Raw genomic sequence first — 25,224 nt, 5'->3', positions numbered from 1 at the left:
AGGGACTCTGGGTCCCTCAAGGAGGCCTTCACGCGTCCCGCCTTCGCGATTAGTCGACTGATTGCGTCAGATCTCGAGCGCCCAGCGCACGTAGCGCATCGTCGGGACGAAACCCGCCTTCTCGAAGACCCCGAACGCCCCGGACGGATCCGCCGAGTCCACGTTCAAACTCGCGCGGTCGTACCCCTGGTCGGCGGCGGCCCGCAACGCGTGTCCCATCAGCGCTCCGGCGACACCTCGCCGCCGGTGCTCCCGAAGCGTTCCGATCACCATGAAGTGCGCGTCGCGGACGCCGGTGGCCTCCGTGTCGGCGTCCCAGCACATGGTCACCAGCACCCCGACAGCGTGGCCCGCCTCACGAAGCAGGAAGCTGACCTCGGGCCGGAAGGTCTGATTGGTGATCTTGTTCCGCCAGAGATCGGCGGGCATCGGCACGGCGCCCCAGAAGTCCCGGTACGCCTCGTTCCGGACCGTCCGGAAGTCCTCGTCGTTCCGCTCCGACCACGGCTCGACCCGGAACCCTTCCGGGACCGCCGGGGCGCTCAAGGCGTCGAGCGAGTGCTCCATCCGCTGGAAGTAGCGCACCGGTACGAAACCCCTGGAACGGACGAGCTCGGCCAAGCCGGCGATGCGCTCGGGCCGGTTGACGTCCACCACGAGCTTCGCCGACGGGTGATGCAGCTCGTGCACCACCTTGGCCGCCGCCACGCCCGCGTCGACGAGCGCGCCGCCGATGCCCCGGCGGCGATACCCGGGGTGAACTCCCCCGTCGAGGAAGACCCGATGGACCTCCTCCGCGGACGGCTTGAAGCGGATCTTCACGTAACCGGCCATCACGTCGCCGTCGAAGGCCGCGAGACTCGCCCGTTCCAGATCCGCGTACGGGTCGATCAGCTCCTGGAGGGTGTCCTCCGCCGTGTAGTTCTCGCCGATCCCGTCGACGGTCTCCATGGCGTTGAGGAGGTCGGCCGACGCCTGGGCGTCCTGAGGGGTGAGCGGCCGCCACGTGAGGTCGTGCATGCGGCCGAAGGTAGCGCCGCGCGTGCGGGCTGTCACCGGGTTTTCGGTGGGCGCAGTAGGGATCGAACCTACGACCGCTCGGGTGTAAACCGAGTGCTCTCCCGCTGAGCTATGCGCCCGGGAGGTGGCACCCGCGCGCGGGTGCCACCGGTGAAGACTCAGGCCAGCGAGGCCACGGCCTTCTTCCACGCCTGCTGGTCGCGCGCCTCGCCGGGCTGGTTGACCTCGGCGAACCGCACGACGCCGTCCTTGTCGATCAGGAAGGTGCCGCGGGTGGCCAGGCCGGCCGCCTCGTTGAAGACACCGTAGGCCTTCGCGACCTCGCCGTGCGGCCAGAAGTCCGAAAGCAGCGGGAACTGGTAACCCTCCTGCTCGGCCCACGCCTTGAGCGAGAACGGGGTGTCCACGGACACGCCGATGACCTGGACGCCCTGGCCGTCGTAGTCCGCGAACTCGTCGCGGAGCTGGCACAGCTCACCGGTGCAGATGCCGCTGAACGCGAACGGGTAGAACACGAGCAGGACCGGCTTGTCACCCTTGAAGGACGACAGCGTCACGGACTGCTTGTTGTAGTCGTTGAGCGTGAAGTCCGGGGCTTGCGATCCGATCTCGACGGCCATACCGGCGGTTTCCTCTCAAGAGCGAACAGGGGCCTGCGACGACAACCCTATCGTGTCGATCGCGCGCCCGGAGAGGTCACCGCTTGGTCTTGGACGACTTCGGCGAAACCAGCCGCGTGCCCGCCCATTTGGGACCGGCGCTGATGTTGGCCGTCTGCGCCAGCCCGACCTGCGGCACCGCTTCGGCGATCTCACTCGGCTCGACATGCCCGGGCTGGCCCGTCTTCGGGGTCAGCACCCAGATCACGCCGTTCTCGTTCAGGGGAGTCCGGACCTCGATCAGCGTGTCACCGAGATCACCGTCGTCCTCGCGCCACCACAGCAGCACCACGTCGATGACCTCGTCGGCGTCCTCGTCGAGGATGTCGCCGCCGATCTGTTCCTCGATCGCCGCACGAAGGTCGTCGTCGACGTCCTCGTCCCAGCCGATCTCCTGGACCACCATGTCCGGCTTGATCCCGAGCCTTTCGGCGACGCTGCTCTGATCAGCGTCTCCCGCGGCGACCACTGCTGTCACTCCTCCAACTACGACGGAGCGTGGTGTCGCGTCGGCCTGATCGGCCGGGCGGGCACCACACTCGGGTACACGATGCCCGTTAGCGAACACTGGTGAAGCGTTCCGCGCAACCGTCCACACCGGATCTTGAACAACTCGTGTCGCGGCGTACGGACATTCAGCCCACTCTCACGGGGTCAATTCGGGCGCGCCTGGGCACCTCCGAACGCCCTGCTTTAGGGTGGGAGAGAAAACGCGCGCGCGAGTACAGGCGCGTGCGAGGCGTGTCGCAATCGGGTCCGTGAACGTTACCGATCAGTAGCGGTGACGAGAACGGAACCGGAGGACGACGATGGAAGGCGAACACGCCCGCGTACGAGCACAACCAGCTACCACCTTTCGCAAGGAGACCCCTTGGCCCCGCAGAACGACGGCGCCTCCGGCAAGGAGACCCCGGCACGCGTCCGCGTCATCCGTGACGGATTGGCGGCGCACCTGCCCGACATCGACCCGGAGGAGACCGCCGAATGGCTGGACTCCTTCGACGAGGCGCTGGCCAGGGGTGGTCAGCAGCGCGCCCGGTACCTGATGCTGCGCATCCTCGAGCGGGCCAGGGAACGCCACGTCGGCGTCCCGGCGCTGACGTCGACGGACTACGTCAACACCATCCCCACGGAGAACGAACCCTGGTTCCCCGGTGACGAGGAGATCGAGCGCCGCTACCGCGCGTACATCCGGTGGAACGCCGCGATCATGGTGCACCGCGCGCAGCGTCCCGGCGTCGGCGTCGGCGGGCACATCTCGACCTACGCCTCGTCCGCGGCGCTGTACGAAGTGGGCTTCAACCACTTCTTCCGCGGCAAGGACCACTCGGGCGGCGGCGACCAGATCTTCATCCAGGGGCACGCCTCCCCCGGTATCTACGCCCGCGCGTTCCTCGAGGGCAGGCTGACCGAGAACCAGCTGGACGGCTTCCGCCAGGAGTTCTCGCACGCCGGCGAGGGCGGCGGCCTGCCGTCGTACCCGCACCCGCGGCTGATGCCGGAGTTCTGGGAGAACCCGACCGTATCCATGGGCCTCGGCCCGATGAACGCGATCTACCAGGCGCGGTTCAACCGCTACCTGCGCGATCGCGGCATCAAGGACACCAGCGACCAGCACGTCTGGGCGTTCCTCGGCGACGGCGAGATGGACGAGCCGGAATCGCGCGGCCTCATCCACGTGGCCGCCGGCGAAGGCCTCGACAACCTGACCTTCGTGATCAACTGCAACCTGCAGCGGCTCGACGGTCCGGTGCGCGGCAACGGCAAGATCATCCAGGAGCTGGAGTCGTACTTCCGCGGCGCCGGCTGGAACGTCATCAAGGTCATCTGGGGCCGCGAGTGGGACTCGCTGCTGCACGCGGACCGTGACGGCGCGCTGGTCAACCTGATGAACACCACGCCGGACGGCGACTTCCAGACCTACAAGGCCAACGACGGCGCCTTCGTCCGCGAGCACTTCTTCGGCCGCGATCCGCGGACCAAGGAGCTGGTCAAGGACCTCACCGACGCCGACGTCTGGAACCTCAAGCGCGGCGGGCACGACTACCGCAAGGTCTACGCGGCCTACAAGTCGTCGCTGGAGCACCACGGCCAGCCGACGGTGATCCTGGCCCACACCATCAAGGGTTACGGCCTCGGACCGTCCTTCGAGGGCCGCAACGCCACGCACCAGATGAAGAAGCTCACCCTCGACGACCTCAAGCTGTTCCGGGACGCCCAGCGCATCCCGATCAGCGACGAGGAGCTCGAGCGCGACCCGAAGCTGCCGCCGTACTACCACCCCGGCAAGGAATCGCCGGAGATCGAGTACATGGTCGGCCGCCGGAAGGCGCTCGGCGGGTTCCTGCCGGAGCGGCGCCCGAAGGCCTCGAAGGCGCTCGTGCTGCCCGGCGACAAGGTCTACGAAGGCATCCGCAAGGGCTCGGGCAAGCAGGAGGTCGCCACCACGATGGCGTTCGTCCGGCTCGTCCGCGAGCTGGCGAAGGACTCCGAGATCGGCAAGCGGATCGTCCCGATCATCCCGGACGAGGCGCGCACCTTCGGTCTCGACTCGATGTTCCCGACGGCCAAGATCTACAACCCGCACGGCCAGACGTACACGTCGGTCGACGCGAGCCTGATGCTGGCCTACAAGGAGTCCGAAAAGGGCGTCATCCTGCACGAGGGCATCAACGAAGCGGGTTCGACCGCGTCGTTCACCGCCGTCGGCACCTCATACGCCACGCACGGCGAGCCGATGATCCCGATCTACATCTTCTACTCGATGTTCGGGTTCCAGCGGACCGGTGACGGCCTCTACGCGGCGGCCGACCAGATGGCCCGTGGGTTCGTGCTCGGCGCCACCGCCGGCCGCACCACGCTGACCGGCGAGGGCCTGCAGCACGCCGACGGGCACTCGCTGCTGCTGGCGGCGACCAACCCGGCCGTCGTGGCCTACGACGCGGCGTGGTCGTTCGAGATCGCCCACATCGTGCGGGACGGTCTTCGCCGGATGTACGGCGAGACCGGGCCGGACGGCAACGGCGAGAACATCTTCTACTACATGACGATCTACAACGAGCCCTACCAGCAGCCCGCCGAGCCCGAGAACCTCGACGTCGACGGCCTGCTCAAGGGTCTCTACAAGTACGCCGACGCGCCGTCTGGCGAGGGCCCGGAGGCACAGATCCTGGTCTCCGGCGTCACCATGCCGGACGCGCTCCGCGCCCAGCAGATGCTGGCCGAGGAGTGGGGCGTCCGCGCGGCCGTGTGGTCGGCCACGTCGTGGACCGAGCTGCGGCGCGAGGCCGTGGAGGCCGACCACGACAACCTGCTCCACCCGGGCGACTCCCCGCGTGTGCCGTACATCACGCAGAAGCTGTCCGGCGCGAACGGGCCGGTCGTCGCGGTTTCGGACTGGATGCGCGCCGTGCCGGACCTCATCCGCCCGTGGGTGCCGAACGACATGCTGACGCTGGGCACCGACGGGTTCGGGTTCTCCGACACCCGCCCGGCCGCCCGGCGGAAGTTCCTGGTCGACGCCCAGTCGATCGTGGTCGGCACGCTGAGCGCGCTCGCCAAGCGCGGCGAATTCGACCGGGCGAAGGTGGCCGAGGCGGCGCGGAAGTACCGCCTCGACGACGTCGCCGCCGCGGGTCCGCAGCTGTCGGACTCCGGTAGCGCCTGACGCTGAGATGAAGGGGCCTTTCATTGCAGATTTGCGATGAAAGGCCCCTTCATTGCGTCCGGGCGCGAAGCGGTTAGGGTTAGACATCGGATGTTTCTGGGGGTAAGCAGGAAGGGTGAACGAGAGTGACCAAGCGTCGACTGCCGAAGCCGAGTGAGCTGAAGCAGATCCTGCGGCCGAAGCCGATCGTGCTCAACCCGACCGACCGGCGGCTGGCGGGCGCGCACACGATCGCCGACCTGCGGATGCTCGCCCGCAAGCGCACGCCGCGGGCGGCGTTCGACTACACCGACGGCGCCGCGGAGCTGGAAGACAGCCTCCGCCGCGCCCGGCAGGCCTTCCGCAGCATCGAATTCCACCCGAACGTCCTGCGCGGAGTGTCCGATGTGGACACCGGCAAGGAGATCCTCGGCAAGCGTTCGGAGCTGCCGTTCGCGTTCGCGCCGACCGGGTTCACCCGCATGATGAACCACGAGGGCGAGTCCGCGGTGGCCCGTGTCGCACAGCGCAACGGCATCCCGATGGGCCTGTCGACGATGGCGACGACGTCGATCGAAGATCTCGCGGCGGCTGCCCCCGAGGCCCGCAAGTGGTTCCAGCTCTACGTCTGGCGCGACCACAAGGCGGGCGAAGATCTGATGAATCGCGCCTGGGCCGCCGGGTTCGACACGCTCATGCTGACGGTGGACACCCCGGTCGCGGGCGCGCGGCTGCGCGACGTTCGCAACGGGCTGACCATCCCGCCCGCGCTCACCCTCAAGACCTTCGTCGACGGCGCGATGCATCCGGCGTGGTGGTTCAACCTGCTGACCACCGAGCCGCTGACCTTCGCGTCGCTGAGTCAGTTCGACGGCACGGTCGCCGAACTGCTCAACCAGCTCTTCGACCCGACCCTGAACTTCGACGACCTCGACTGGGTCCGCCAGACCTGGCCGGGCAAGCTCGTGGTCAAGGGCATCCAGAACGTCGACGACGCGCGGGACGTGGTCAAACACGGCGCCGACGCGGTGCTGCTGTCCAACCATGGCGGCCGTCAGCTCGACCGCGCGCCGACACCGATCGAACTGCTCCCGGCGGTTCTCGACGAGATCCAGGGCGATGCGGAGGTGTGGGTCGACACCGGCATCCTCTCCGGTGGCGACATCGTGGCCGCGATCGCGCGCGGCGCGGACGCGGTGCTCATCGGGCGCGCGTTCCTCTACGGCCTGATGGCCGGGGGCGAGCGCGGCGTTCAGCGGTGCGTGGACATCCTGCGCGCCGAGATGGTCCGGACGATGCAGCTGCTGGGCGTCCGCACGCTCGCCGACCTCAAGCCGTCGCACGCCACCATGCGCTGACCCGCACGCATTTCGTCCTCTGGATGCGGTAGTTCGTATCGGCGACTACCGCATCCAGAGGACGGAACGCGGGGTCAGGCAGAGGCCGTGGTGACTCCGGACGGCGCGGTGCGGACCTGCTTCGCGGTGCGGTTCCAGCTCCACCAGCCGTGCACGACCAGCCCGGCGAACACGATGTAGACCGCCGCGGAGAAGTACAGGCCCGAAGAGAGCTGAAGCGGCACGCCGATCGCGTCGACGACCAGCCACACCAGCCAGAACTCGACGAGACCCGCGCCCTGCGCGGCGAAGGCGACCAGCGTGCCGACGAAGATCGCGGCGTCCGGCCATGGCGCCCACGAGGCGTTCAGCGCGTCGAGGACCAGCGCCATCGCGGTGGTGCCGATCGCGAACGCGCCGATCATCGCCAGGCGCTCGCCGAGCCTGCCCTTGCGGACGACCACGCCGTAGACCGGGTCGCTGCGGCGGGACCAGGCCCACCAGCCGTAGATCGAGATGGCGAGGATCGCGATCTGCCTGGTCGCGAGCCCGCCGAGATGCGCGGAGAGGTAGACCGAGAACAACAGCACGGTGGCGCCGACCTGGACCGGCCACGTCCACAACGTGCGACGTTGCGCCAGGAAGACCACGGCCAGCGCGAAGATCTGGCCCGCCAGCTCGGCGAACGAGATCCATTGTCCGAGCACCGTGACACCGTTGTGCAGCAGGAAGTCCACGTCCGCACCCCTCTCCGTCTACCGCTCCAACATGCTCCGTTCCGGCCCCATTCCCTAGTGAGTGTGAGGTGTGGAACAGGCGGGCGGCTCGAGGGACGCTGAGGAGATCTCACAGGGTGCGAAAAAGGACCCTCCACCGCGTGTTCCGCGGCGACGGGCCCTTTCGACTCCACGCGGGCCCGGTGCCTTCCTCGATCACCGGGCCCGCGCGGATGCTCAGGAATCTACGCGACCGATGCCCACGGGCGAAGTCGGCGGCTCCGAACGGACCTCCTGCTTGCCGTCCCCGGCCTCCAGCTGGCCCTGCAGGGTGGCCAGCCAGCCCTGCCAGCGGTCCTGCGCCGGCTTGATCAGCCCGCCGCCGAAGCCGACGACGATCACGCCGCCGATGGTGGCGAGGACGGTGATCAGGACCGGCCCGGTGATCGCGGTCGCGATGTTCACCTGGCCGAGTGCGGCGATGATGCCGAACGCCATGATCATCCAGTAGGCGATCGTCCCGAGCAGCCGTCCCGCGGGCCGGGTGGACAGCGCTCCGGTCACCAGGTCGCGGACGACCTTCGCGACGGCGGCCGCGACGATCACCAGCACCAGTGCCACCAGGATCCGCGGCAGGAAGGCGATGATGTCGTTGAGCAGCGCGCTGACCGGATTGCTCTCACCGAATACGCCGAACGCGAGCTGCAGCGCGATCAGGAGAATGAAGTAGTACACGAGTTTGACCAGGATCCCGCCCGCGTCGACATTCGCCTGTTTGAGCGTTCCGGTGAGTCCGGTCTTCTCGATGAGCTTGCCGAAACCGATCTTCGACAGAACCAGTCCCAATGCCTTCGACACGGCTTTCGCGATCAGCCAGCCGATCAACAGGATGATCAGGAAACCGATCAATTTCGGCACGAAGGTGGCGACAAGGTTCCATGCTTGTCCCAGACCGTCTTTCAGCTGCTCGCCCACGGCGAACTCCCTCCTCTGCGCATCCGCGACCTACCCGGTGCGGCTTGCGAGGGATCGTTGATCACCAGCCCCGCACCGGCAACTCGGCGCCCCACGATCGAGTGAGTGAGCTAGCGGGAAAAGATCGACAAGTCCCATACTTGTTCCACCGGTGGGGACCGGGGAGACGAGGCCGTCCGGCGCAGCGAAAAACGCNTCGCCTACTCCGGCGAGGCCTCCTGGCGCACGAGCGCGGGGGAGGAGCCGGCGCAGCGAAAAACGCTAGCGCCGGGCGGCCTCGAGTTTTTGTGCGAACACCTTTCACCATTCATCGCCGATGACCGTCCACTTCGGACACGGACGGCGAAAGGCCGCAGGATGAAGGCGCCCTTTGCCCGGCGGACTGGGCCGTGTCCGGTAGGTCTGTTCGATGGGCTTCGTGATCCAGGGACCACCTGGGCGCGAAGGCCACTTGCCGGACACGGCCTAGGATCGGCTGACCATGGCTGATGCGACCTCCGGACGGCGTGTGCCCAAGCACCACGGGCTGTCCGCCAAGACCCTCCGGCGGCTCGACCACGCCTCCGGCCGGCTCGCGAGCGCGAGCGTGGCGGTGATGGAAGAGCGGCTGAGCTGGTTCGCCCGGCTTCCCGCCGACCAGCGCGCGAGCGTCCTGCTCATCACCCAGGCGGGTGCCGCCGGCTTCGTCGACTGGCTTCGCGACGCGAAGGAGGCCCTCTCCCTCACCACGGAAGCCTTCCGCGAAGCACCCGCCGAGCTTTCCCGGTGGGTGAGCCTGCGGCAGGCGGTCGGCATGGTCCGGCTGGCGATCGAGGTGTTCGAGGAGCAGCTGCCCGAGTTCGCCGCGAACGAAGCGGAACGCGCCGCGCTGATCGAGGGGATCCTGCGCTATGGCAGGGAGATCGCGTTCGCCGCCGCCAACTCCTACGCGGCCGCGGCCGAGGCGCGAGGCGCCTGGGACGCGCGGCTGGAAGCGCTGGTCGTCGACGGCATCGTCCGCGGCGACGCCGAGGAAGCGGTGCTCTCCCGCGCCGCCGCGCTCGGCTGGGATCCGGCCGCTCCCGCCACCGCGCTGGTCGGCACCCCGACGTCGGACGACCCGCCCGCCGTCGTGTTCGAGGTGCGCAGCCGCGCCGCGCGGGTCGGGCGCCCGGTCTTGCTCTCGGTGCAGGGCTCCCGGCTGGTCGTGGTCGTCGCCGGGCCCACCGACGGCAGCGTCAAGGACCGCGAGATCCTCACCAAGCTTTCGGTCGCCTTCGCCGAGGGCCCGGTCGTCGCCGGGCCGACGGTGCCCACGCTCGCCGAAGCACACCACAGCGCGACAGAGGCGCTTTCCGGTCTGCGTGCCGTCGTCGGCTGGCCAGGCGCGCCGCGGCCCGCGAGATCGATCGACCTGCTGCCTGAACGCGCCTTGTCCGGCGACCCCGAGGCCGAGCGCCTGCTCGTCGAGCAGATCGCGCGACCACTGGAGGAAGCGGGCCCGGCACTGCTGCGGACGGTGGAGACCTACCTCGACAGCGGCGGCGTCCTGGAGACCTGCGCGCGGACGCTGTTCGTGCATCCGAACACCGTCCGGTACCGGCTGCGGAAGGCGGCCGAACTCACCGGCCGCCACGCCGCCGAATCGCGGGACGCCTGGGTGCTGAAGGTGGCGCTGACGGTCGGGCGGCTGGCCCGTGCCCGCGGCCTCTGGTGACGGCGCCCGGTTGGTGACTCTGCGCAGTGACGGAGTTCATAGGGAAAGCTGGTTGAACCCGACAAGGCTTTTGGGTTAAGCGCGGAGATCAGGAAGGCACTTTTGGAGGGTTCCGACAATTACGTCGGCCGGACTTGGTGAGCGTCGGCATCACGACCATGGTGGCCGAGAGTGTTCTCTAGTGGGGTGACAGTTGCAGTCCTCGCCCCCGGTCAGGGTTCCCAAGCCCCAGGCATGCTTTCCCCTTGGCTCGAGCTCGACGGCGCCCGCGCGCGCGTCGAAGCCTGGTCCGAGCGTGCCGGTCTCGACCTCGTCCGCCTCGGTACCGAAGCGGACGCCGAAGAGATCCAGGACACCGCGATCACGCAGCCGCTGATCGTGGCGCTGTCACTGCTGGCGTTCGAGCACCTTCAGCGTGAGGCCCCGGTCGCCGCGGACTCGCCGGTCGCCGGTCACTCCGTCGGCGAGCTGGCGGCCGCCGCCGTCGCCGGGGTGCTGAGCCCCGAAGACGCCGTCGCGCTGGCCGCCGTCCGCGGCGCGGAAATGGCGAAGGCGTGCGCGCTGGAGCCCACGAGCATGGCCGCGGTCATGCTCGGCGACCCCGAGCAGGTCGTCGCGTGGCTCGAGGGCCACGGCCTCGCCGCGGCGAACCGCAACGGCGCCGGCCAGATCGTCGCCTCCGGCGCCGCCGACGCGATCGAGAAGATCGTGGCCGAGCCGCTGGAGGGCACGAAGGTCCGCGCGCTCAAGGTCGCGGGCGCGTTCCACACCTCCTACATGGCACCCGCGCGTGAAGCGCTGGCGGCCCACGCTGCGAAGATCACCCCGGCGGACCCGACGCGTCCGTTGCTGTCGAACGCCGACGGCCAGATCGTCACCAGCGGCGCCGAGTACCTCGACCGGCTGGTCAAGCAGGTCACGAGCCCGGTGCGCTGGGACCTGACCATGGACGGTCTGGTCGCCGCGGGTGTCACCTCGACGCTCGAACTCCCGCCGGCGGGCACGCTGACCGGGCTGGTCAAGCGGCAGCTGAAGGGAACCGTGACCACCACGATCGCTCTGAAGACGCCGGCCGAGCTGGCGAAGCTTCAGGGGCAGGAGGACGCTTCGTGACCGACCGATCCACTTTGCGGCAGGCGCCGGGCGCCGCCGGGACCCGCATCCTCGGTGTCGGGAGCTTCCAGCCCGAGAAGATCGTGACCAACGACGATCTCTCGAAGATCATGGACACCAACGACCAGTGGATCCGCGAGCGGGTCGGCATCGTCGAGCGCCGGTTCGCCGAGAAGGACGAGTCGCTGGTCGACATGGCGGTCAAGGCTGGCACCGCCGCGCTGGCGGACGCCGGTGTGGATCCGTCCGAAGTGGACACGGTCATCCTGCCCAACTGCACGATGCCCACCCAGATCCCGAACGCCGCCGCGCAGGTGGCCGACCGGATCGGCATCACGCATCCGGCCGCGTTCGATCTCAACGCCGCCTGCGCCGGGTTCTGCTACGGCATCGGCGTCGCCTCGGATCTGATCCGCGCGGGCAGCGCGAAGAAGGCGCTCGTCATCGGCGCCGAGAAGCTCACCGACCACGTCGACCCGGTCGACCGCGCGAACGCGATCATCTTCGCCGACGGCGCCGGCGCGGCGGTGGTCGGCGCGGCCGACACCGCGCAGATCGGCCCGGTCGCGTGGGGCAGCGCGGGCGAGCACGTCGACCTGATCTACATGCGCGACGACAAGTGGATCTACCAGGAGGGCCAGTCGGTCTTCCGCTGGGCGACCACGCAGATCGCGCCGATCGCCATGCAGGCGCTGGACCTCGCCGGGCTCGAACCGTCCGATGTGGACGTGCTGATCCCGCACCAGGCCAACCTGCGTATCGTCGAGGCCATCGCCAAGAAGCTGCGCGCCAAGGGCGCCCGCGAGGACATGGTCGTCGCCGACGACATCAGGTACTCGGGCAACACCTCGTCCGCGTCGATTCCGCTGGCGCTGGACCATATGCGCAAGGCCGGGACCGCCAAACCGGGCGACGTCGTGCTCGCCGTGGGCTTCGGTGCCGGACTCTCCTACGCGGGCCAGGCCTTCGTCTGCCCGTGATGAATACTTCCCCTGTGGACACCGTGTCCGCAGGGCAGCCGAAAGCATCACCGAGAAGGGAACAACCAGTGGCAGACAACGCAGAGATCCTCGCCGGCCTCGCCGAGATCGTCGAAGAGGTCGCCGGTGTGGCGCAGGACGACGTGACCGCCGAGAAGTCCTTCGTGGACGACCTCGACATCGACTCGCTGTCCATGGTGGAGATCGCTGTCCAGGCCGAGGACAAGTTCGGCGTCAAGATCCCGGACGACGAGCTGGCGAACCTGAAGACCGTTGGCGACGCGGTGAACTACGTGTCGGCCAACTCCAAGTAAGTCCGACTTCTTGATTGGCGCCGACCTTGGGGAGACTCCAATGAGCAACATCGACGTCGTGATCACCGGGATGGGCGCGACCACGCCGCTCGGCGGGGACGTCGCGTCCACGTGGGACGGCCTGCTCGCCGGGGCGAGCGGGATCCGCCGTATCGAAGCCGACTGGGTCGACGAACTCGAACTGCCGGTGAAGATCGGCGCCATGCTCGCCGTCGACCCGTCCGAAGTCCTTCCGCGGGTCCAGGCCCGGCGGCTGGACCGCTGTGAGCAGGTGGCGCTGATCGCCGCCCGCCAGGCTTGGGCGGACGCGGGCTTCGAACAGCCGACCGACGAGCATCAGGATGTGGAACCCGAGCGCCTCGGGGTGACCATCGGTACCGGTGTCGGCGGTCCGGTCACCCTGATCTCCCAGAACGACCTTCTGCACAAGCAGGGACTCCGCAAGGTCTCCCCGCTGACCGTGCCGATGCTGATGCCGAACGGCCCCGCCGCTCACGTCGGGATCGACCTGAAGGCGCGTGCCGGCGTGCACTCGCCCGCGTCGGCCTGCGCGTCGGGCGCGGAAGGCATCGCCGCCGGTTACGAGATGATCCGCTCGGGCCGTGCCGACGTCGTGGTCGCCGGTGGTGCCGAATCGTGCATCCACCCGATCACCCTCGCCGGTTTCGCCCAGGCGCGGACGGTGTCCACCCGCAACGACGACCCGGCGAAGGCTTCCAGGCCGTTCGACGTGAACCGTGACGGTTTCGTCCTCGGCGAGGGCTCCGGCGTCGTGATCCTCGAGCGGGCGGACCGCGCCAAGGCCCGCAACGCGCGGATCTACGCGCAGCTGAGCGGGTACGGGATCACTTCGGACGCCTATCACATCACGGGCAACCACCCGGAGGGCGTCGGCCAGATCGCCGCCATGCGGCAGGCGATGACGATGGCCGGGGTCTCCCCTGCCGACGTCGGCCACGTCAACGCGCACGCGACCTCGACGGTCGTCGGCGACGTCGGCGAGGCCGCGGCGATCCGCAACGCCGTCGGCGAGCACGTCGTGGTGACCGCTCCCAAGGGCGCGCTCGGCCACCTGGTCGGCGGTGCGGGCGCGGTCGAGGGCATCGCCACGATCCTGGCGATCTACCACGGGCTCATCCCGGCGACACTGAACCTCGAAGACCTGGACCCGAAGGTGCAGCTCGACGTCGTCTCCGGTGAGGCGCGCAAGGTGGAGCTGGGCGCGGCGATCAGCAACTCGTTCGGCTTCGGCGGGCACAACACGGCGCTGCTGTTCACCCCGGCGGCCTGATTTCAGTACGTGAAGGCTCCCTTCGCCGCATCTAGCGCGGTGAAGGGGCCGCGCTGCTGGACGAAGGCCGCGGCGGGACGATCTGGCTGGACGGCGAGGCGGGCGGCGGCAAGAGCGCGTTCCTGGCGGAGGCCCTCGCCGACGCGAGGAGCCGCACGCGCTGGGTCGAAGCCGACGAGCTGACCGGCGCGGTCCCGCTGAGCCTCATCGCCGACAGCCTCGGCGGCGAAGCACTCGAAGATCTCGGCAAAACGGTCACCGAACTGTGCGAAGACGGGCCGTGGGTGCTCGTCTTCGAAGACCTGCACTGGGCCGACGAGGAAAGCCTGCTCGCCTGGCAGCGGCTGCACCGGTTCACCGCGCACCTGCCACTGCTGCTGATCGGCTCGGCGCGGCCTCTCCCCCGGCTCCGCACCCTCGAAGTCCTCCGCTCGCGGCTCGACGGGGACGTCATCTCGCTGCCGCCGTTCGACGGCCCGGCCGTCGCCGCGCTCGCCGAGGAAACCTTGGCCAGGGACCCGGGCGAGGACTTCCTCGGGTTCGCCGCCGGATACAGCGCCGGGAACGTCGGCTACCTGTGCGAGCTGTTCGCCGAATTCGCCGACGGGCGCGAGCCCGACGTCACGCCGCACAGCAGGCTCGCCGCCGTGGTCGAAGATCATCTCGCCGCGCTTTCCTTGCTGTGCAAGCGAACGCTGAACTCGGCGGCACTGCTCGGCTCGTCGTTCACGGTCGCCGACTTGACGGGTGTCACCGGCCGCGAGCTGCGGGCGCTCATCGGAGCGGTCGAAGAGGCGCTCGCCGCGCGCGTGCTGGAAACCGAGGGAGAACGGCTGCGGTTCCGTGTCCCGCTGGTGCGGGAGGTGTTCGCCGCGAACACCCCGCCCGCCATCCGCGCCGTGCTGCACCAGGAGATCGCCGCGACCATGGCGGGCTCCGGCGCGCCCGCGGACCGCGTCGCCGAGCAGCTGCTCCAGGTCGGCGACGAGCTGACGGCCCGTTGGATCCCGCAGTGGCTGCTCGACAACGTCCGCGCGCTGCCAACCGGACCGGCGGCCGAACTGCTCCATTTGCTTTCCCACCAACGAAATCTGACCGAGGATCAGCACCGGAGCCTGGCGGGCGAGCTCGCCGCGCTCCTTTTGCCCGAAACGGGGGCCACGCCCTCCTGGTCCGCGCAGCCCTGGTGCGCGCCGCTGCACACACTCGCCCGGGTGCGCAACCGAACCGTACCGAGGACGTCCTAAACTGCGGGGACACAGTAGTGATCCGGCCACTTTCGGTGCATNAACCCGACCGAAGGCTCCCTTCGTCGCATCAGACGCAACGAAGGGAGCCTTCACCCCACCTGTCAACCCCGCCCAAGATCAACTTAAGCTGCGTGGCAATGAGCGTTCCAACCCTCATCGCCACTCACGACCTCCGCACCAAAACGCATATACGGAGTTAATCGGACATTTCGCCACCCGAAACTGTCCCTTGTGGACATTCAAGGCGTGACCGGCTCTCGTAGCCGGTCCCTCAAGGAGGCCTTCACGGACTTGCCTGCCAGCGCACCCGGTCAGCCCTGGGCGCCGAGGGACTTCGCCGCGGCGAAGGTGTCCACCAGGCCGGCTCCCTTGTCGAAGCTCGACGTGTACGGCCCGGAGGCCACGTACGGCGAGCCATTCGCGAACTTGTACGCCGTGCCCTTGATCGCGGCCTCGATGTCACCCGGGCTCGCGTTCGGCGCGACCTGGAACAGCTGCGCGACGATCCCGGTGATCTGCGGCGCCGCCATCGAGGTCCCGCTGATCACGTTGTAGGTGCCGAGATCCAGGAGTCCCGGGCCGTTCTTGGGCTGGAGGCCCTGCGTGCAGATCGGCTGCGTCGGACGGCACGCCGAGAGGATGTTCTCCCCCGGCGCGGAAACGTCGGGCCAGCTCGCCTGGTCGGTCTTGAGGCCGCGCGAGGAGAAGTCGGACACCGTGCCGTCGCGGGTGCCGGTGCCCTGGTCGTTGAACGACGCCGCGGAAAGCACGCCCGGCGTCTGGTCCTGCCCCGGCGGGTTGGAGAGGTTCGCCGAACCGTCGCCGCCGTCGTTCCCGTTCGCCCACACCGTGACGACGCCTTCCGCGGCGAGAGCGCGCTGTAGCTTCACCGTCGCCGAGTTCGGGTCGAAGGCGCCGCCGCCGCTCGGGCCGTAGGAGTTGTTGGTCACCTTGATCGGCGGACACACCGACGCCGCGACGCCCGCGCCACAAGGCGCCTTGTGGTTCTCCAGCACCCAGTTCAGCGCCGCGTCCGTGCCGAGCACGAGCAGCGCGGCCCCGGTCGAGACCGAAACGATCTTCGAGCCCGGCGCGGAGCCGCCGACCTTGGTGCCGTCGGCCAGCGTCAGCCGGTTCCCGGCGGCGATGCCGGTGACATGCGTGCCGTGGCCGCCCAAGGAGAGGGTGTCGGTGTCGACGGAGGTCGGGACGTCGACGATGCAGTTCGTGGTGGTGCCGTCCAGGCAGAGGCTCTTGAGGTTGCGCACCACCCGTGTCTTGCCGTCGGCGCCCTTGAAGGCCGGATGCGTCGGGTCGACGCCGGTGTCGATGATCGCGACCGAGACGCCCCTGCCGTCCACGGGAGCGCCACCGGCGTCCTTGAGCTGCGTCTGGGTCTGGAGGCTTCGCGTCGCCGTGGTGCCGGCGCTGCCGTGTGCCTTGAGCTTCTCGTTGCCTTCGACGTAGGTGACCCCGGCGGCCCCGCGGACCGCGCGCACCTGGTCCGCCGTGCCCCGGACGGCGACGACGCCGATCTTCGCGAACGAGGTGATCTTCTTGAGCCCGGCCGCGCGGGCGGCGCGTTCGGCGGTGGCGATGTCCTCGGCGTGCACGAGCGCGGTCACCTCCGTGGCGCCGGTGGCGGTCGAGAGCAGCCGGGAGAGTCCGGGGGCGACGGGTGCGAGCGGTCCCGCGGCCTGCGCGGGGGCCATCCCCGCGGCCGGGACGGCTAGCAGGGCGACGACGAGTGCTGCACGTCGACGCCAGTGGCGAAATGCGGCCATGTGTTTTCTCCTGGTGACAGGGGGCAGGAAACTGTCACCTACCAACGAGTACCACCCGGACGGGTGACGGTGCTCACGCGCATTACAACTTTTCGGAGCAACATCACCTCGCCTACCTGCGACGTGTCTTCCCGTTGCTCCGGATGGAGGCGCTAGTTTGTGCACCGAGACCGACGAGATGGGGAGGGGTTCGGTGCGACTCGTTCGCCTCGCTCAGCAGCCGTCCCGGGTGGCCGAGGACGTCCGCGCCGCGCTGGCATCACTCGGCCGGGGCAGCAACGTCGTCGGCGGGGTCGCCCTGATCGGCGCCAGCCCGGTCGACGGCAGGCCCGTCGAAGCCGTCGTGGTCATGCCGAACGGTGTCCTCATCGTCATCGGCGTCGACCTGCCGGATCCGGCGCTGAAACTCGAAGCCCCGCTCGGCGGGCCGTGGAAGGCCGACGGCTGGCCGCTGGTCCACGGCGACACCTCGATCAACCCGGCCACGGACGCGCTCTCGCTGTCCGCCGCGTGCACCCACAAGATCGCGGACGTCGCCCCCGGCGCCGGGCCGATCGGCACGATCATCGCCGTCGGGCCGTATGTGGAGACGGTCGACCAGCCAGCCGCGGATCTCGCCGGCTCGGTCCGCGTCCTCTACCCGACGGCGACGACGATGCTCGCCGCGACGGTCTCCCTGGCCACCGCCCCGCGCCCCCGCTCGGTCCAGCAGGCGCGGGAGCTGATCGCCGCGCTCGCCCCGGACGCGCCGCCGATGCCCGAGGAGATGTTGCTCGGGGAAGGGTTCAGCGCCTACTCCGACGACGAGCCGACGGTGATCCGCGAGAACCCGCTCGTCGCGATCGCGCAGACGGTTCCGGTGCAGCATCCGGGGAAGAGACCCACGAAATCGGCCGTTCCTCCCGCTCCGCCCGCCAAGCCGGTGCAAGCCACTCCGCCGGTTCCTCCTGTTCAGCAGGCCGTCGCCGTGCAACCCGCCCGGCAGGCCCCGTCACCGGAGGCCGTCCCCGCCGAGCCCCGCCCGAAGACGTCGCACCAGTCCAAGACGGTGAAATGGCTCCCGGTCGCCGCGATCGGCTTGCTGATCGTGCTGCTGGTCGCGGCCATCAGCGTCGCTTCCGGCGGTGACGACACCGCGTCCACGCAGACTCCCCCGCCGCCGACCCCGGCCACCAGTCCGCCGCCGCCGAGCAGCAGCGCGGTGGAGAACATCCAATTCACGTCGCGGGCGTCCGCCGCGGACCAGAAGTGCGCGTCGCACGCGTACGGCGACGTCCAGGCGAGCCTTCAGCAGACGAGTTGCTCCGCGGTGAAACGGGCCAGCTTCGCCAGCTCCATCGACGGCCGGGCCGCCGCGGTGACGATCGCCGTCGTGGAATTCCCGAGCACGGACCAGGCGACCGCGTTCAAGGCCACCGCCGACACCCCCGGCGGGGGCGGCATCCTCGACCTCGCCACCGAGACCAACCAGTGGCAGGGCGAAGTCCCGGTGTTCGAGGGCGCCGCCTACCAGAGCAGCCTGGACGGGAAGTCGGTCCGGTTGGTCCAGGTGGTGTGGGTGCCGGGACCGTCCACTCCGGACGACCCCGGCCTCGTGCGCGGCGCGAAGGCCGCGCTCGAACTGCCCGTGAACGGCTAGAGCCCGTACGCCTCCAGCAGACGCAGCCACACCTCGCTGATCGTCGGGAACGACGGGACCGCGTGCCACAGCCTCGACAGCGGGACCTCGCCGACGATCGCGATCGTCGCCGCGTGCAGCAGTTCCGCCACGTCCTGCCCGACGAAGGTCGCGCCGAGCAGGACGCCGCGTTCGGTGTCGACGACGATCCGCGCCTTGCCCGCGTAACCGTCCGCGTGCAGTGACGAACCGGCCACCGCGATGTCGATGTCGACGACGCGGTGCGGCTTGCCCTCCTCCGGCCCGGCGAGCCCGACCGAAGCGACCTCCGGGTCGGTGAACACGACCTGCGGGATGGCGTGGTGATCGGCCGTGGCGCTGTGCGCGCTCCACGCGGCGGAGTCGACGGGCTTGCCCGCGGCCTGCGCCGCAACCGCGTCGCCCGCGGCCCTGGCCGCGTATTTGCCCTGATGGGTCAGGGGCGCCCGGCCGGTGACGTCGCCGACGGCGAACAGCCAGCCACCGTCCACAGCGGACACCCGGCCGTTGTCGTCCGTGGTGAGCGGCGCGCCCGCTTCGAGCCCCAGCGTCTCGACGCCGAGTCCGTCGGTCGCCGGGCGCCGCCCGGTGGCGACGAGCAACTCGTCGACGACCAACCGCTCACCGCCTTTCAAGGCCAATTCCTTACCGTCGTCCACAGCGGACACGGAGTCGAGACCGGAACCCGTGTGCACGGTGACCCCGGCTTCACGGAGACCCGCGACGACGGCGTCTCCCGCGAACTCCGGCAGCCGAGGCAAAGGACGTTCACCCGAGATGATCAGGTGGACTTCGGCGCCGAGCGTGGCGAAGGCCTGTGCCATTTCGACACCGACTACACCGCCGCCCAGTACGCCGAGGCGGCCCGGAACCTTCTCCGCCGAAGTCGCCTCTCGCGAACCCCACGGGGAAGCGGTGTCCAGCCCGGGGATCGACGGTGTCCGCGGGACGCTGCCCGTGGCGACGATCACGGCGTGCCGCGCGGTCAGCACGTCACCGCCGTCGACCGTGATCTCCCGCTCACCGGTGATCCGCCCGTGGCCGCGGATCGGGACGATCCCGGCGCCTTCCGCCCACTTGACCTGTCCGGTGTCGTCTCCCTTGCCGGTGAACCAGTCCCGGCGCGCGAACACCTCGCCCGGGTCGACCGTGTCGCCAACGGGGACGCCGGGAACCCGTTTGGCGGCGGCGAGGAGGTTCCCCGGCCGCAGCAGTGCCTTGCTCGGAATACAGGCCCAGTAAGAACATTCGCCGCCGAAGCGTTCGTGTTCGACGAGCGCGACCCGCAGGCCGCCCCGCGCTGCCCGTTCGGCGGCCACCTCGCCGACCGGGCCGCCTCCGATCACGATCACGTCAAAATCCTGTGCTGACATGCATTCAGCGCACACCACCGCGCAGCTTCGCGCAACCTGCCGCTATCCTCGTGTCGCTGCGTGAGTCATCAGCCGCGGGTCAGGTTTCGCCGTGCCGGTTACGCAGTAGAACGATCGAGCGCGGGAGGTTTTTTCATGGCCAGGAACACTGCTGTGCATTTGCTGGATGATCTGACCGGCGAGGCGGCCGAAGAAACGGTCGCTTTCGGTTTGGACGGAATCGCTTACGACATCGACCTGTCGGCCGACAACGCCACCGCACTCCGGGAAATCCTGCGTGCCTATGTGGAGAACGGCCGCCGGATCGGCGGACGCAAGCTGCGGCCGCGGGTCGTGCAGCGGCCCAAGGGCGCGCGCGTGGCCAAGTCGACCCCGAAGACCGCGGCCACCGCCGCGAAGGCCGAGGCGAAGACGGCCGCGAAGCCGGGCCGCAAGCCCGCCTCGAAGGGTGTCGCGGGCCGCAAGCCCGCCGCCAAGGCCGCTCCCAAGACCGCCGCCGCGAAGACCACCGCCGCCAAGGCGGAGGCCAAGGCTCCTGCCAAGACCACGGCGAAAGCCACTGCCGCCAAGGCGAAGTCGGCCCGCGGCACGGCGGCGAAGACCGCCACCTCGGCCAAGGCTCCGGCCGGTCGCGCGAAGACCGCCGCCGCGACCAAGACCACGGCCAAGGCGGCGCCGAAGGTCACGGCCAAGACGACAGCCGCGAAGGCCGCTCCGAAGGCAGCTGCCGCGAAGACGACGGCTGCCAAGGCCGCACCGAAGGCCGCCGCCAAGGCTCCGGTGAAGAAAGCCGCGGAGCCGAAGAAGACCACGCGCACAGCCCGCAAGGTGCCCGCCGTGACTTTCTCGGCCACGGAAAAATAGTTCCACGAAATACGAACGGCCCCCTTCGCGTAATCGCGCGAAGGGGGCCGCNACCTGGTCCTGGAGGCCAACGCCATCGGCGGGCGGCACGGGGGCCGCTTTATGTCAAGTCTCGTGAGTGGTAAGGACGGTTGTAACCGTCATTACCACTCACGAGCCCGAACGCTGAGCGCCCTTGGCATGCCATTCCTGGTAGTGGTACCGCGTGTACTGGAGCGAGCGGTGTCGCTCCAGCTCCTCGGCCGAGGGCTTCCGGATGGTGAGTTCACCCAGTCGCGCGGCCGCCGCCACGCGGACCGCGGCCGTGACTTCGGCAACACCTTTGCGCAGGCCATGCTCGGCGAGCGACGCGACCGGGCTCCGATGGGAGTCGAGCGGCCGGGGATCCGAGGGTGCCGAAGTGAGATACCGGCCGACCCGTTCCGCCGCGGTCGAGACGAGCAGCGTGGAATGCGCGAGCAAGCCCGTTCTCGTCCGGAACACGGCGAAACCGCACAGCTTCGCGTCACCGACGAACAGGCCGCGATCACCGAGCCGCGACGGCAGCCCGAGTTCGGCCACCGTCGCGGTCATCAGTTCCCCGAGTGCTTCCAACGGTCTGTCCGACGGTCCCGGCAGGACGAGCGTGATGTTGAGATTGCCGGGATCGTGGAACACGGTGCCGCCGCCGCTGGCCCGGCGCAGCACCGGGACGCCGTCGCTCGCGCAGACGTCGGCCTTGACCTCGCGTTCGATCTTCTGCCCCCGCCCCACGACCACACAGTCGGTGTTGCGCCAGATCCACAGGACCGGCGCCTCCGGTGCGGCACGCAGGAGGGCTTCGTCGAACGCGAGGTTGTCGGCCGGGTCGTCGAACGAGGCGACGACTTCCGAGGGACCGATCACAGTGCTTTGAGTTCCTCCACGATCTCGCCCACCGACGATTTGGCGTCGCCGAAGAGCATGCTGGTCTTCGCATCGTAGAAGAGCTCGTTGTCGATGCCGGCGAAGCCCGAGCTCATCGAGCGTTTGAGCACGATCACCGACCGGCTGTGGTTCACCTTGAGGATCGGCATCCCGTAGATGGGCGAGCCCGGATCGGTCTCCGCGGCCGGGTTCGTGACGTCGTTCGCGCCGATCACCAGCGCGACGTCGGTCTGGGCGAACTCGGAGTTGATCTCGTCCATCTCCTTGAGCTGCTCGTACGGGACGTCGGCCTCGGCGAGGAGCACGTTCATATGCCCCGGCATCCGGCCCGCCACCGGGTGGATGGCGTACGCGACCGTGATCCCCTTGGCCTCCAGCAGTTTTGCCATCTCGCGGACCACGTGCTGCGCCTGCGCGACGGCCATGCCGTAGCCGGGCACGACCACGACCTTGTTGGCGTACGCCATCTGGATCGCGGTGTCGGACGCGCTGGTGCTGCGGACCGGCCGGACCTCGCCGGATCCACCGCTCGCGACCGCCGTGCCGCCGCCGAACCCGCCGGCGACGATGGCCGGGATCGACCGGTTCATCGCCTTCGCCATCAGGTTCGTCAGGATCGAACCCGAAGCGCCGACGATCATGCCCGCCACGATCAGCGCGGTGTTGTCGAGCGCGAGCCCCATGGCCGCGGCCGACAATCCGGTGAGCGCGTTCAGCAACGAGATGACGACCGGCATGTCCGCGCCGCCGATCGGCAGCACGACCACCACGCCGAGCACGCCCGCCGCGACCAGCAGGCCGATCATCAGCAGTTCGGCGTCACCGCCGCTCGCGATGACGACCGCGAGCACGATCGCGGCGATCAGCACCAGGGCGTTCACCGGCTGCTGCAGTTTGCCCAGCGTGATCGGGCGGCCGGAGATGAGTTCCTGCAGTTTCCCGAACGCGATGTTCGAGCCCCAGAAGGACACCGAACCGACGATCGCGGCGAACAACGACGCGATCGCGACGTACGCGGGCTCGTGCGCGTAGCCCTCGGTGGTGCGGAACTCGACCCACGCGATGAGCGCGACCGCTCCGCCGCCGACGCCGTTGAACAGCGCCACCATCTGCGGCATCGCGGTCATCTTCACCTTGCGCGCGGACGGCACGCCGACGACGACACCGATCGCGACGCCGAGCGCGATGAGCAGCCAGTTGCCCATGCCCGGCGTCAGCAGTGTCGCGATCACCGCGATGCCCATGCCGACCGCGGCGATCCAGTTGCCGCGCACCGCGGTGCGCGGACCGGTCAGGCCCATGAGGCCGTAGATGAACAGCGCGAAGGAAATGATGTAGAGGACGGCGATGAAGGTCGTCACTTGTCACCACCGTCTTCCGGCTTCTTCGCCTTGAACATCGAGAGCATCCGGTCGGTGACGAGGAAGCCGCCGACCACGTTGATCGTGCCGAAGGCGATCGCGATCACCAGCAGGATCTTGTTCAGTACGCCGTCGACCCCGAGGCCGAGCACGATCAGCCCGCCGAGCAGGACGATGCCGTGGATCGCGTTGGTGCCCGACATGAGCGGGGTGTGCAACGTGTTGGGCACCTTGGAGATGACCGTGAAGCCCACGAATCCGGCGAGTACGAGGATCGCCAAACTGCCTACGAGCATCACTCGCCTCCTTCTTCTTTTCCGGCCACGCAGGCCCCGGCGACGATCTCGTCGGAGAAGTCGAGCGCGAGCTTGCCTTCCTTGTCGACGAGCAGTTCGAGCAACTCGGTGACGTTGCGCGCGTAGAGCTCGCTGGAATGCGCGGGCATCTCCGCGGCGAGGTTGAGCGGCGAGCAGATGGTGACGTCGTGCTCGACGACCTCCTCACCCGGTTTCGTCAGTTCACAGTTGCCGCCGGACTCTCCGGCGAGGTCGACCACGACACCGCCGGCGGGCATTCCCTTCACCGCGTCGGCGGTGACGAGGACCGGCGCCCGGCGGCCGGGGACGAGCGCGGTGGTGATCACGACGTCGAACCTCGTGATCGCCTCGGTGAGCCTGCGTTGCTGCTCGGCCTTTTCCTCGTCGGTCAGCTCGCGGGCGTACCCGCCTTCACCGACCGCCTCGATGCCGAGGTCGAGGAATTTCGCGCCGAGCGACTTCACCTGCTCGCCGACCTCGGGCCGGACGTCGTACCCGGTGGTCTGCGCGCCGAGCCGTTTCGCCGTCGCCAAGGCCTGCAGCCCGGCGACACCGGCGCCGAGCACGAGCACCTTCGCCGGTGGCACCGTCCCGGCGGCGGTGGTGAGCATCGGGAAGAAGCGGGTGAGCTTCTCCGCGGCCAGCAAGACCGCGCGATAGCCCGCGACGCTGCTCTGCGACGACAGCGCGTCCATCGCCTGCGCACGGGAGATCCGCGGGATCGCCTCGACGGCGAAGGCGCGGACCCCCGCCGATTCGAGCGCCGCTATCCCCTCCGGATCACCCCTCGGATTCAGGAAGCCGATGAGAATGGTGCCCTGTTTGAGCTTCGCGACTTCGGCCGCGCTCGGAGGCGCCACCTTCACCACGATGTCGGCATCCCACGGATCGCCGATCACCGCGCCCGCCTGCTCGAAGGTCTCGTCGGCGAGCAGCGCGCCGGCGCCCGCGCCGGGCTCGACCACCACCCGCAGTCCGCGTCCGGAGACGCGCTCGATGAGTTTCGGTACCAGCGCGATACGGCGTTCACCTTGTCCGGTTTCCCGGACGACACCGACCGTGAGCTGCTCGTTCTCTGCCGCCACAGGCGACCTCCTCGCTGGAGAGGACCACACGAACCCGCACTTCTTACCACGCCCGACCGACAACTTTCCTGGCTCAACGTATCCGGACGGCATCTTTCCGTGACATCGATCATCACGATCGATCCAGCCATCGATCCAGGTGCGCGACGTCATAAGCGCACTACGGCAACGCTTTCCGCATCACGGAACGCTGCGCCAGTTCGGCACCCCCAGAAAGATCAGCCGCAACCGCCGTTCGGCCGTGCGCACGATCTCGTCGTCACGCGAAGGCGTTTCCAGCAACTCCAGCACCGTCGTGAGCATGGTCGTCACGATCAGGTCGGCGAGCAGATGCAGATCCTCGGTGCTCCAGTCGCGGAGGAAGTCGAACCGCGCGAGGTCGACGGCGAGTTCGCTGACGAAGAGCTTGAGTTCGAACGCGATCGCCTGCCGGACCGGTCCCGTGCCGCCGTAACGCTCCCTGGTCAGGAAATGGAAGTGGTCCTCGTGCGCGCGTACGTGCTCGCGCAGGATGCGCACGGACGTCCTGATCATGTCGTTGTACGCGGCCGGTTTGGTGCGTGCCGACCGGATCATCGTGCGCAGCGTGCGCATCGACTCCTCGACGAGCGCCACGCCCAGTTCGTCCATCGACGCGAAATGGCGGTAGAACGCCGTCGGCACGATCCCGGCCTGCTTCGCCACCTCGCGCAGGCTGAGCCCGGAGAACCCTCGTTCCGCCACCAGATCCAGGGCGGCGTCCAGCAGCGCCTGCCGCGTGCGCTGCTTGCGCTCCTGCCGGGAAACGGGCTCCGTTGTCACGACGGACAGCGTAATCGCCTCGGCGGTATCACTCACGTCACATCGCCCTCCTCTCGCGTTGACAAGCGCGACCATCACC

Annotated in this window: 23 protein-coding genes and 1 tRNA gene; 10 read left to right on the top strand and 14 right to left on the bottom strand. The window is 69.0% G+C overall.

Going from position 1 to position 25,224, the window contains the following annotated elements:
* Positions 1–66: 66 nt before the first annotated feature.
* From LCL61_RS15310 to LCL61_RS15295, 4 genes are all read right to left on the bottom strand, one after another.
* Positions 67–1,020, bottom strand: a complete 954-nt coding sequence (locus tag LCL61_RS15310; protein ID WP_340687435.1) for a GNAT family N-acetyltransferase — start codon at positions 1,018–1,020, stop codon at positions 67–69.
* A 47-nt stretch (positions 1,021–1,067) separates the two neighbouring features.
* Positions 1,068–1,139 (bottom strand) — tRNA-Val (locus tag LCL61_RS15305).
* 39 nt (positions 1,140–1,178) lie between these two features.
* Complete coding sequence (locus tag LCL61_RS15300; protein WP_340687434.1) at positions 1,179–1,640, bottom strand: peroxiredoxin; 462 nt, start codon at positions 1,638–1,640, stop codon at positions 1,179–1,181.
* A gap of 76 nt (positions 1,641–1,716) precedes the next feature.
* Positions 1,717–2,148 (bottom strand): DUF3052 domain-containing protein, encoded by a 432-nt coding sequence (locus LCL61_RS15295; RefSeq protein WP_034311133.1) that lies wholly within the window; start codon positions 2,146–2,148, stop codon positions 1,717–1,719.
* Positions 2,149–2,550: 402 nt separating this feature from the next.
* Here LCL61_RS15295 and aceE point away from each other — a divergent pair, with 402 nt between their 5' ends.
* Both aceE and LCL61_RS15285 read left to right on the top strand, forming a co-directional pair.
* The gene (gene aceE / locus LCL61_RS15290; RefSeq protein ID WP_340687433.1) at positions 2,551–5,346 is read left to right on the top strand and encodes a pyruvate dehydrogenase (acetyl-transferring), homodimeric type; all 2,796 of its coding nucleotides are present in this window, start codon (positions 2,551–2,553) and stop codon (positions 5,344–5,346) included.
* Between the two features lie 125 nt (positions 5,347–5,471).
* A complete protein-coding gene (locus LCL61_RS15285) occupies positions 5,472–6,683 on the top strand; it encodes an alpha-hydroxy acid oxidase (protein ID WP_340687432.1) in 1,212 nt (403 codons plus the stop codon).
* A 74-nt stretch (positions 6,684–6,757) separates the two neighbouring features.
* Here the strand turns inward: LCL61_RS15285 and LCL61_RS15280 are convergent, their stop codons facing one another.
* Positions 6,758–7,399: a nicotinamide mononucleotide transporter family protein gene (locus LCL61_RS15280; protein WP_340687431.1), complete on the bottom strand. Its 642-nt coding sequence runs from the start codon at positions 7,397–7,399 to the stop codon at positions 6,758–6,760.
* 216 nt (positions 7,400–7,615) lie between these two features.
* Positions 7,616–8,353, bottom strand: a complete 738-nt coding sequence (locus LCL61_RS15275; RefSeq protein WP_063271853.1) for a mechanosensitive ion channel family protein — start codon at positions 8,351–8,353, stop codon at positions 7,616–7,618.
* A 481-nt stretch (positions 8,354–8,834) separates the two neighbouring features.
* Between LCL61_RS15275 and LCL61_RS15270 the strand changes: the two genes are divergently transcribed.
* The 5 genes from LCL61_RS15270 to LCL61_RS15250 all read left to right on the top strand — a co-directional run bounded on the left by LCL61_RS15270 (position 8,835) and on the right by LCL61_RS15250 (position 13,747).
* Positions 8,835–10,049 (top strand): helix-turn-helix domain-containing protein, encoded by a 1,215-nt coding sequence (locus LCL61_RS15270; RefSeq protein WP_340687430.1) that lies wholly within the window; start codon positions 8,835–8,837, stop codon positions 10,047–10,049.
* Positions 10,050–10,283: 234 nt separating this feature from the next.
* Positions 10,284–11,162 (top strand): ACP S-malonyltransferase, encoded by an 879-nt coding sequence (locus tag LCL61_RS15265; protein WP_340688590.1) that lies wholly within the window; start codon positions 10,284–10,286, stop codon positions 11,160–11,162.
* Positions 11,159–12,142 (top strand): beta-ketoacyl-ACP synthase III, encoded by a 984-nt coding sequence (locus tag LCL61_RS15260; RefSeq protein ID WP_340687429.1) that lies wholly within the window; start codon positions 11,159–11,161, stop codon positions 12,140–12,142. The genes LCL61_RS15265 and LCL61_RS15260 overlap by 4 nt, the downstream gene beginning before the upstream one ends.
* Positions 12,143–12,210: 68 nt before the next feature.
* Positions 12,211–12,456, top strand: coding sequence for an acyl carrier protein (locus LCL61_RS15255; RefSeq protein ID WP_004559006.1), 246 nt, complete (start codon positions 12,211–12,213; stop codon positions 12,454–12,456).
* Between the two features lie 40 nt (positions 12,457–12,496).
* Positions 12,497–13,747 carry a beta-ketoacyl-[acyl-carrier-protein] synthase family protein gene (locus LCL61_RS15250; RefSeq protein WP_340687428.1) on the top strand — a complete coding sequence of 417 codons (1,251 nt, stop codon included), beginning with the start codon at positions 12,497–12,499 and terminating at the stop codon, positions 13,745–13,747.
* 2 nt (positions 13,748–13,749) lie between these two features.
* On the opposite strand, the gene LCL61_RS15245 is transcribed toward LCL61_RS15250, so the two are convergent.
* A complete protein-coding gene (locus tag LCL61_RS15245) occupies positions 13,750–14,055 on the bottom strand; it encodes a hypothetical protein (RefSeq protein WP_340687427.1) in 306 nt (101 codons plus the stop codon).
* On the opposite strand from LCL61_RS15245, the gene LCL61_RS15240 reads away from it, so the two are divergent.
* Complete coding sequence (locus LCL61_RS15240) at positions 14,032–14,994, top strand: hypothetical protein (protein WP_340687426.1); 963 nt, start codon at positions 14,032–14,034, stop codon at positions 14,992–14,994. The genes LCL61_RS15245 and LCL61_RS15240 overlap by 24 nt on opposite strands.
* Positions 14,995–15,308: 314 nt before the next feature.
* Here LCL61_RS15240 and LCL61_RS15235 read toward each other — a convergent pair whose 3' ends face one another.
* Complete coding sequence (locus LCL61_RS15235) at positions 15,309–16,781, bottom strand: S8 family peptidase (RefSeq protein WP_340687425.1); 1,473 nt, start codon at positions 16,779–16,781, stop codon at positions 15,309–15,311.
* A gap of 193 nt (positions 16,782–16,974) precedes the next feature.
* On the opposite strand from LCL61_RS15235, the gene LCL61_RS15230 reads away from it, so the two are divergent.
* Positions 16,975–18,420 (top strand): hypothetical protein, encoded by a 1,446-nt coding sequence (locus LCL61_RS15230; protein ID WP_340687424.1) that lies wholly within the window; start codon positions 16,975–16,977, stop codon positions 18,418–18,420.
* Here the strand turns inward: LCL61_RS15230 and LCL61_RS15225 are convergent.
* Complete coding sequence (locus LCL61_RS15225) at positions 18,417–19,790, bottom strand: NAD(P)/FAD-dependent oxidoreductase (protein ID WP_340687423.1); 1,374 nt, start codon at positions 19,788–19,790, stop codon at positions 18,417–18,419. The two genes, LCL61_RS15230 and LCL61_RS15225, sit on opposite strands and share 4 nt — an antisense overlap.
* Positions 19,791–19,946: 156 nt before the next feature.
* Here LCL61_RS15225 and LCL61_RS15220 point away from each other — a divergent pair, with 156 nt between their 5' ends.
* The gene (locus LCL61_RS15220) at positions 19,947–20,675 is read left to right on the top strand and encodes an Lsr2 dimerization domain-containing protein (protein WP_340687422.1); all 729 of its coding nucleotides are present in this window, start codon (positions 19,947–19,949) and stop codon (positions 20,673–20,675) included.
* A 150-nt stretch (positions 20,676–20,825) separates the two neighbouring features.
* On the opposite strand, the gene LCL61_RS15215 is transcribed toward LCL61_RS15220, so the two are convergent.
* From LCL61_RS15215 to LCL61_RS15195, 5 genes are all read right to left on the bottom strand, one after another.
* A complete protein-coding gene (locus tag LCL61_RS15215) occupies positions 20,826–21,560 on the bottom strand; it encodes a lipoate--protein ligase family protein (RefSeq protein WP_340687421.1) in 735 nt (244 codons plus the stop codon).
* Positions 21,557–22,942 carry an NAD(P)(+) transhydrogenase (Re/Si-specific) subunit beta gene (locus tag LCL61_RS15210; protein ID WP_340687420.1) on the bottom strand — a complete coding sequence of 462 codons (1,386 nt, stop codon included), beginning with the start codon at positions 22,940–22,942 and terminating at the stop codon, positions 21,557–21,559. Before LCL61_RS15210 ends, LCL61_RS15215 begins: the two co-directional genes overlap by 4 nt.
* Positions 22,939–23,238, bottom strand: a complete 300-nt coding sequence (locus LCL61_RS15205) for an NAD(P) transhydrogenase subunit alpha (RefSeq protein WP_007032801.1) — start codon at positions 23,236–23,238, stop codon at positions 22,939–22,941. The genes LCL61_RS15210 and LCL61_RS15205 overlap by 4 nt, the downstream gene beginning before the upstream one ends.
* Entirely contained in the window at positions 23,238–24,344 is a 1,107-nt protein-coding gene (locus LCL61_RS15200) for a Re/Si-specific NAD(P)(+) transhydrogenase subunit alpha (protein ID WP_340687419.1), read from the bottom strand. The genes LCL61_RS15205 and LCL61_RS15200 overlap by 1 nt, the downstream gene beginning before the upstream one ends.
* Positions 24,345–24,524: 180 nt before the next feature.
* Positions 24,525–25,181: a TetR family transcriptional regulator gene (locus tag LCL61_RS15195; RefSeq protein WP_340687418.1), complete on the bottom strand. Its 657-nt coding sequence runs from the start codon at positions 25,179–25,181 to the stop codon at positions 24,525–24,527.
* Positions 25,182–25,224: the final 43 nt, after the last annotated feature.

The organism is Amycolatopsis coloradensis (assembly GCF_037997115.1).
Taxonomy (GTDB): Bacteria; Actinomycetota; Actinomycetes; order Mycobacteriales; family Pseudonocardiaceae; genus Amycolatopsis; species Amycolatopsis coloradensis_A.
This window is presented reverse-complemented; position numbering and strand designations above follow the sequence as displayed.

Bases quoted from the DNA above. Each gene is read 5' to 3' on its own strand.
- LCL61_RS15235 (WP_340687425.1), bottom strand. From the start codon at position 16,781: ATGGCCGCATTTCGCCACTGGCGTCGACGTGCAGCACTCGTCGTCGCC.
- LCL61_RS15205 (WP_007032801.1), bottom strand. From the start codon at position 23,238: ATGCTCGTAGGCAGTTTGGCGATCCTCGTACTCGCCGGATTCGTGGGC.
- LCL61_RS15270 (WP_340687430.1), top strand. From the start codon at position 8,835: ATGGCTGATGCGACCTCCGGACGGCGTGTGCCCAAGCACCACGGGCTG.
- LCL61_RS15220 (WP_340687422.1), top strand. From the start codon at position 19,947: ATGGCCAGGAACACTGCTGTGCATTTGCTGGATGATCTGACCGGCGAG.
- LCL61_RS15250 (WP_340687428.1), top strand. From the start codon at position 12,497: ATGAGCAACATCGACGTCGTGATCACCGGGATGGGCGCGACCACGCCG.
- LCL61_RS15265 (WP_340688590.1), top strand. From the start codon at position 10,284: ATGCTTTCCCCTTGGCTCGAGCTCGACGGCGCCCGCGCGCGCGTCGAA.
- LCL61_RS15310 (WP_340687435.1), bottom strand. From the start codon at position 1,020: ATGCACGACCTCACGTGGCGGCCGCTCACCCCTCAGGACGCCCAGGCG.
- LCL61_RS15300 (WP_340687434.1), bottom strand. From the start codon at position 1,640: ATGGCCGTCGAGATCGGATCGCAAGCCCCGGACTTCACGCTCAACGAC.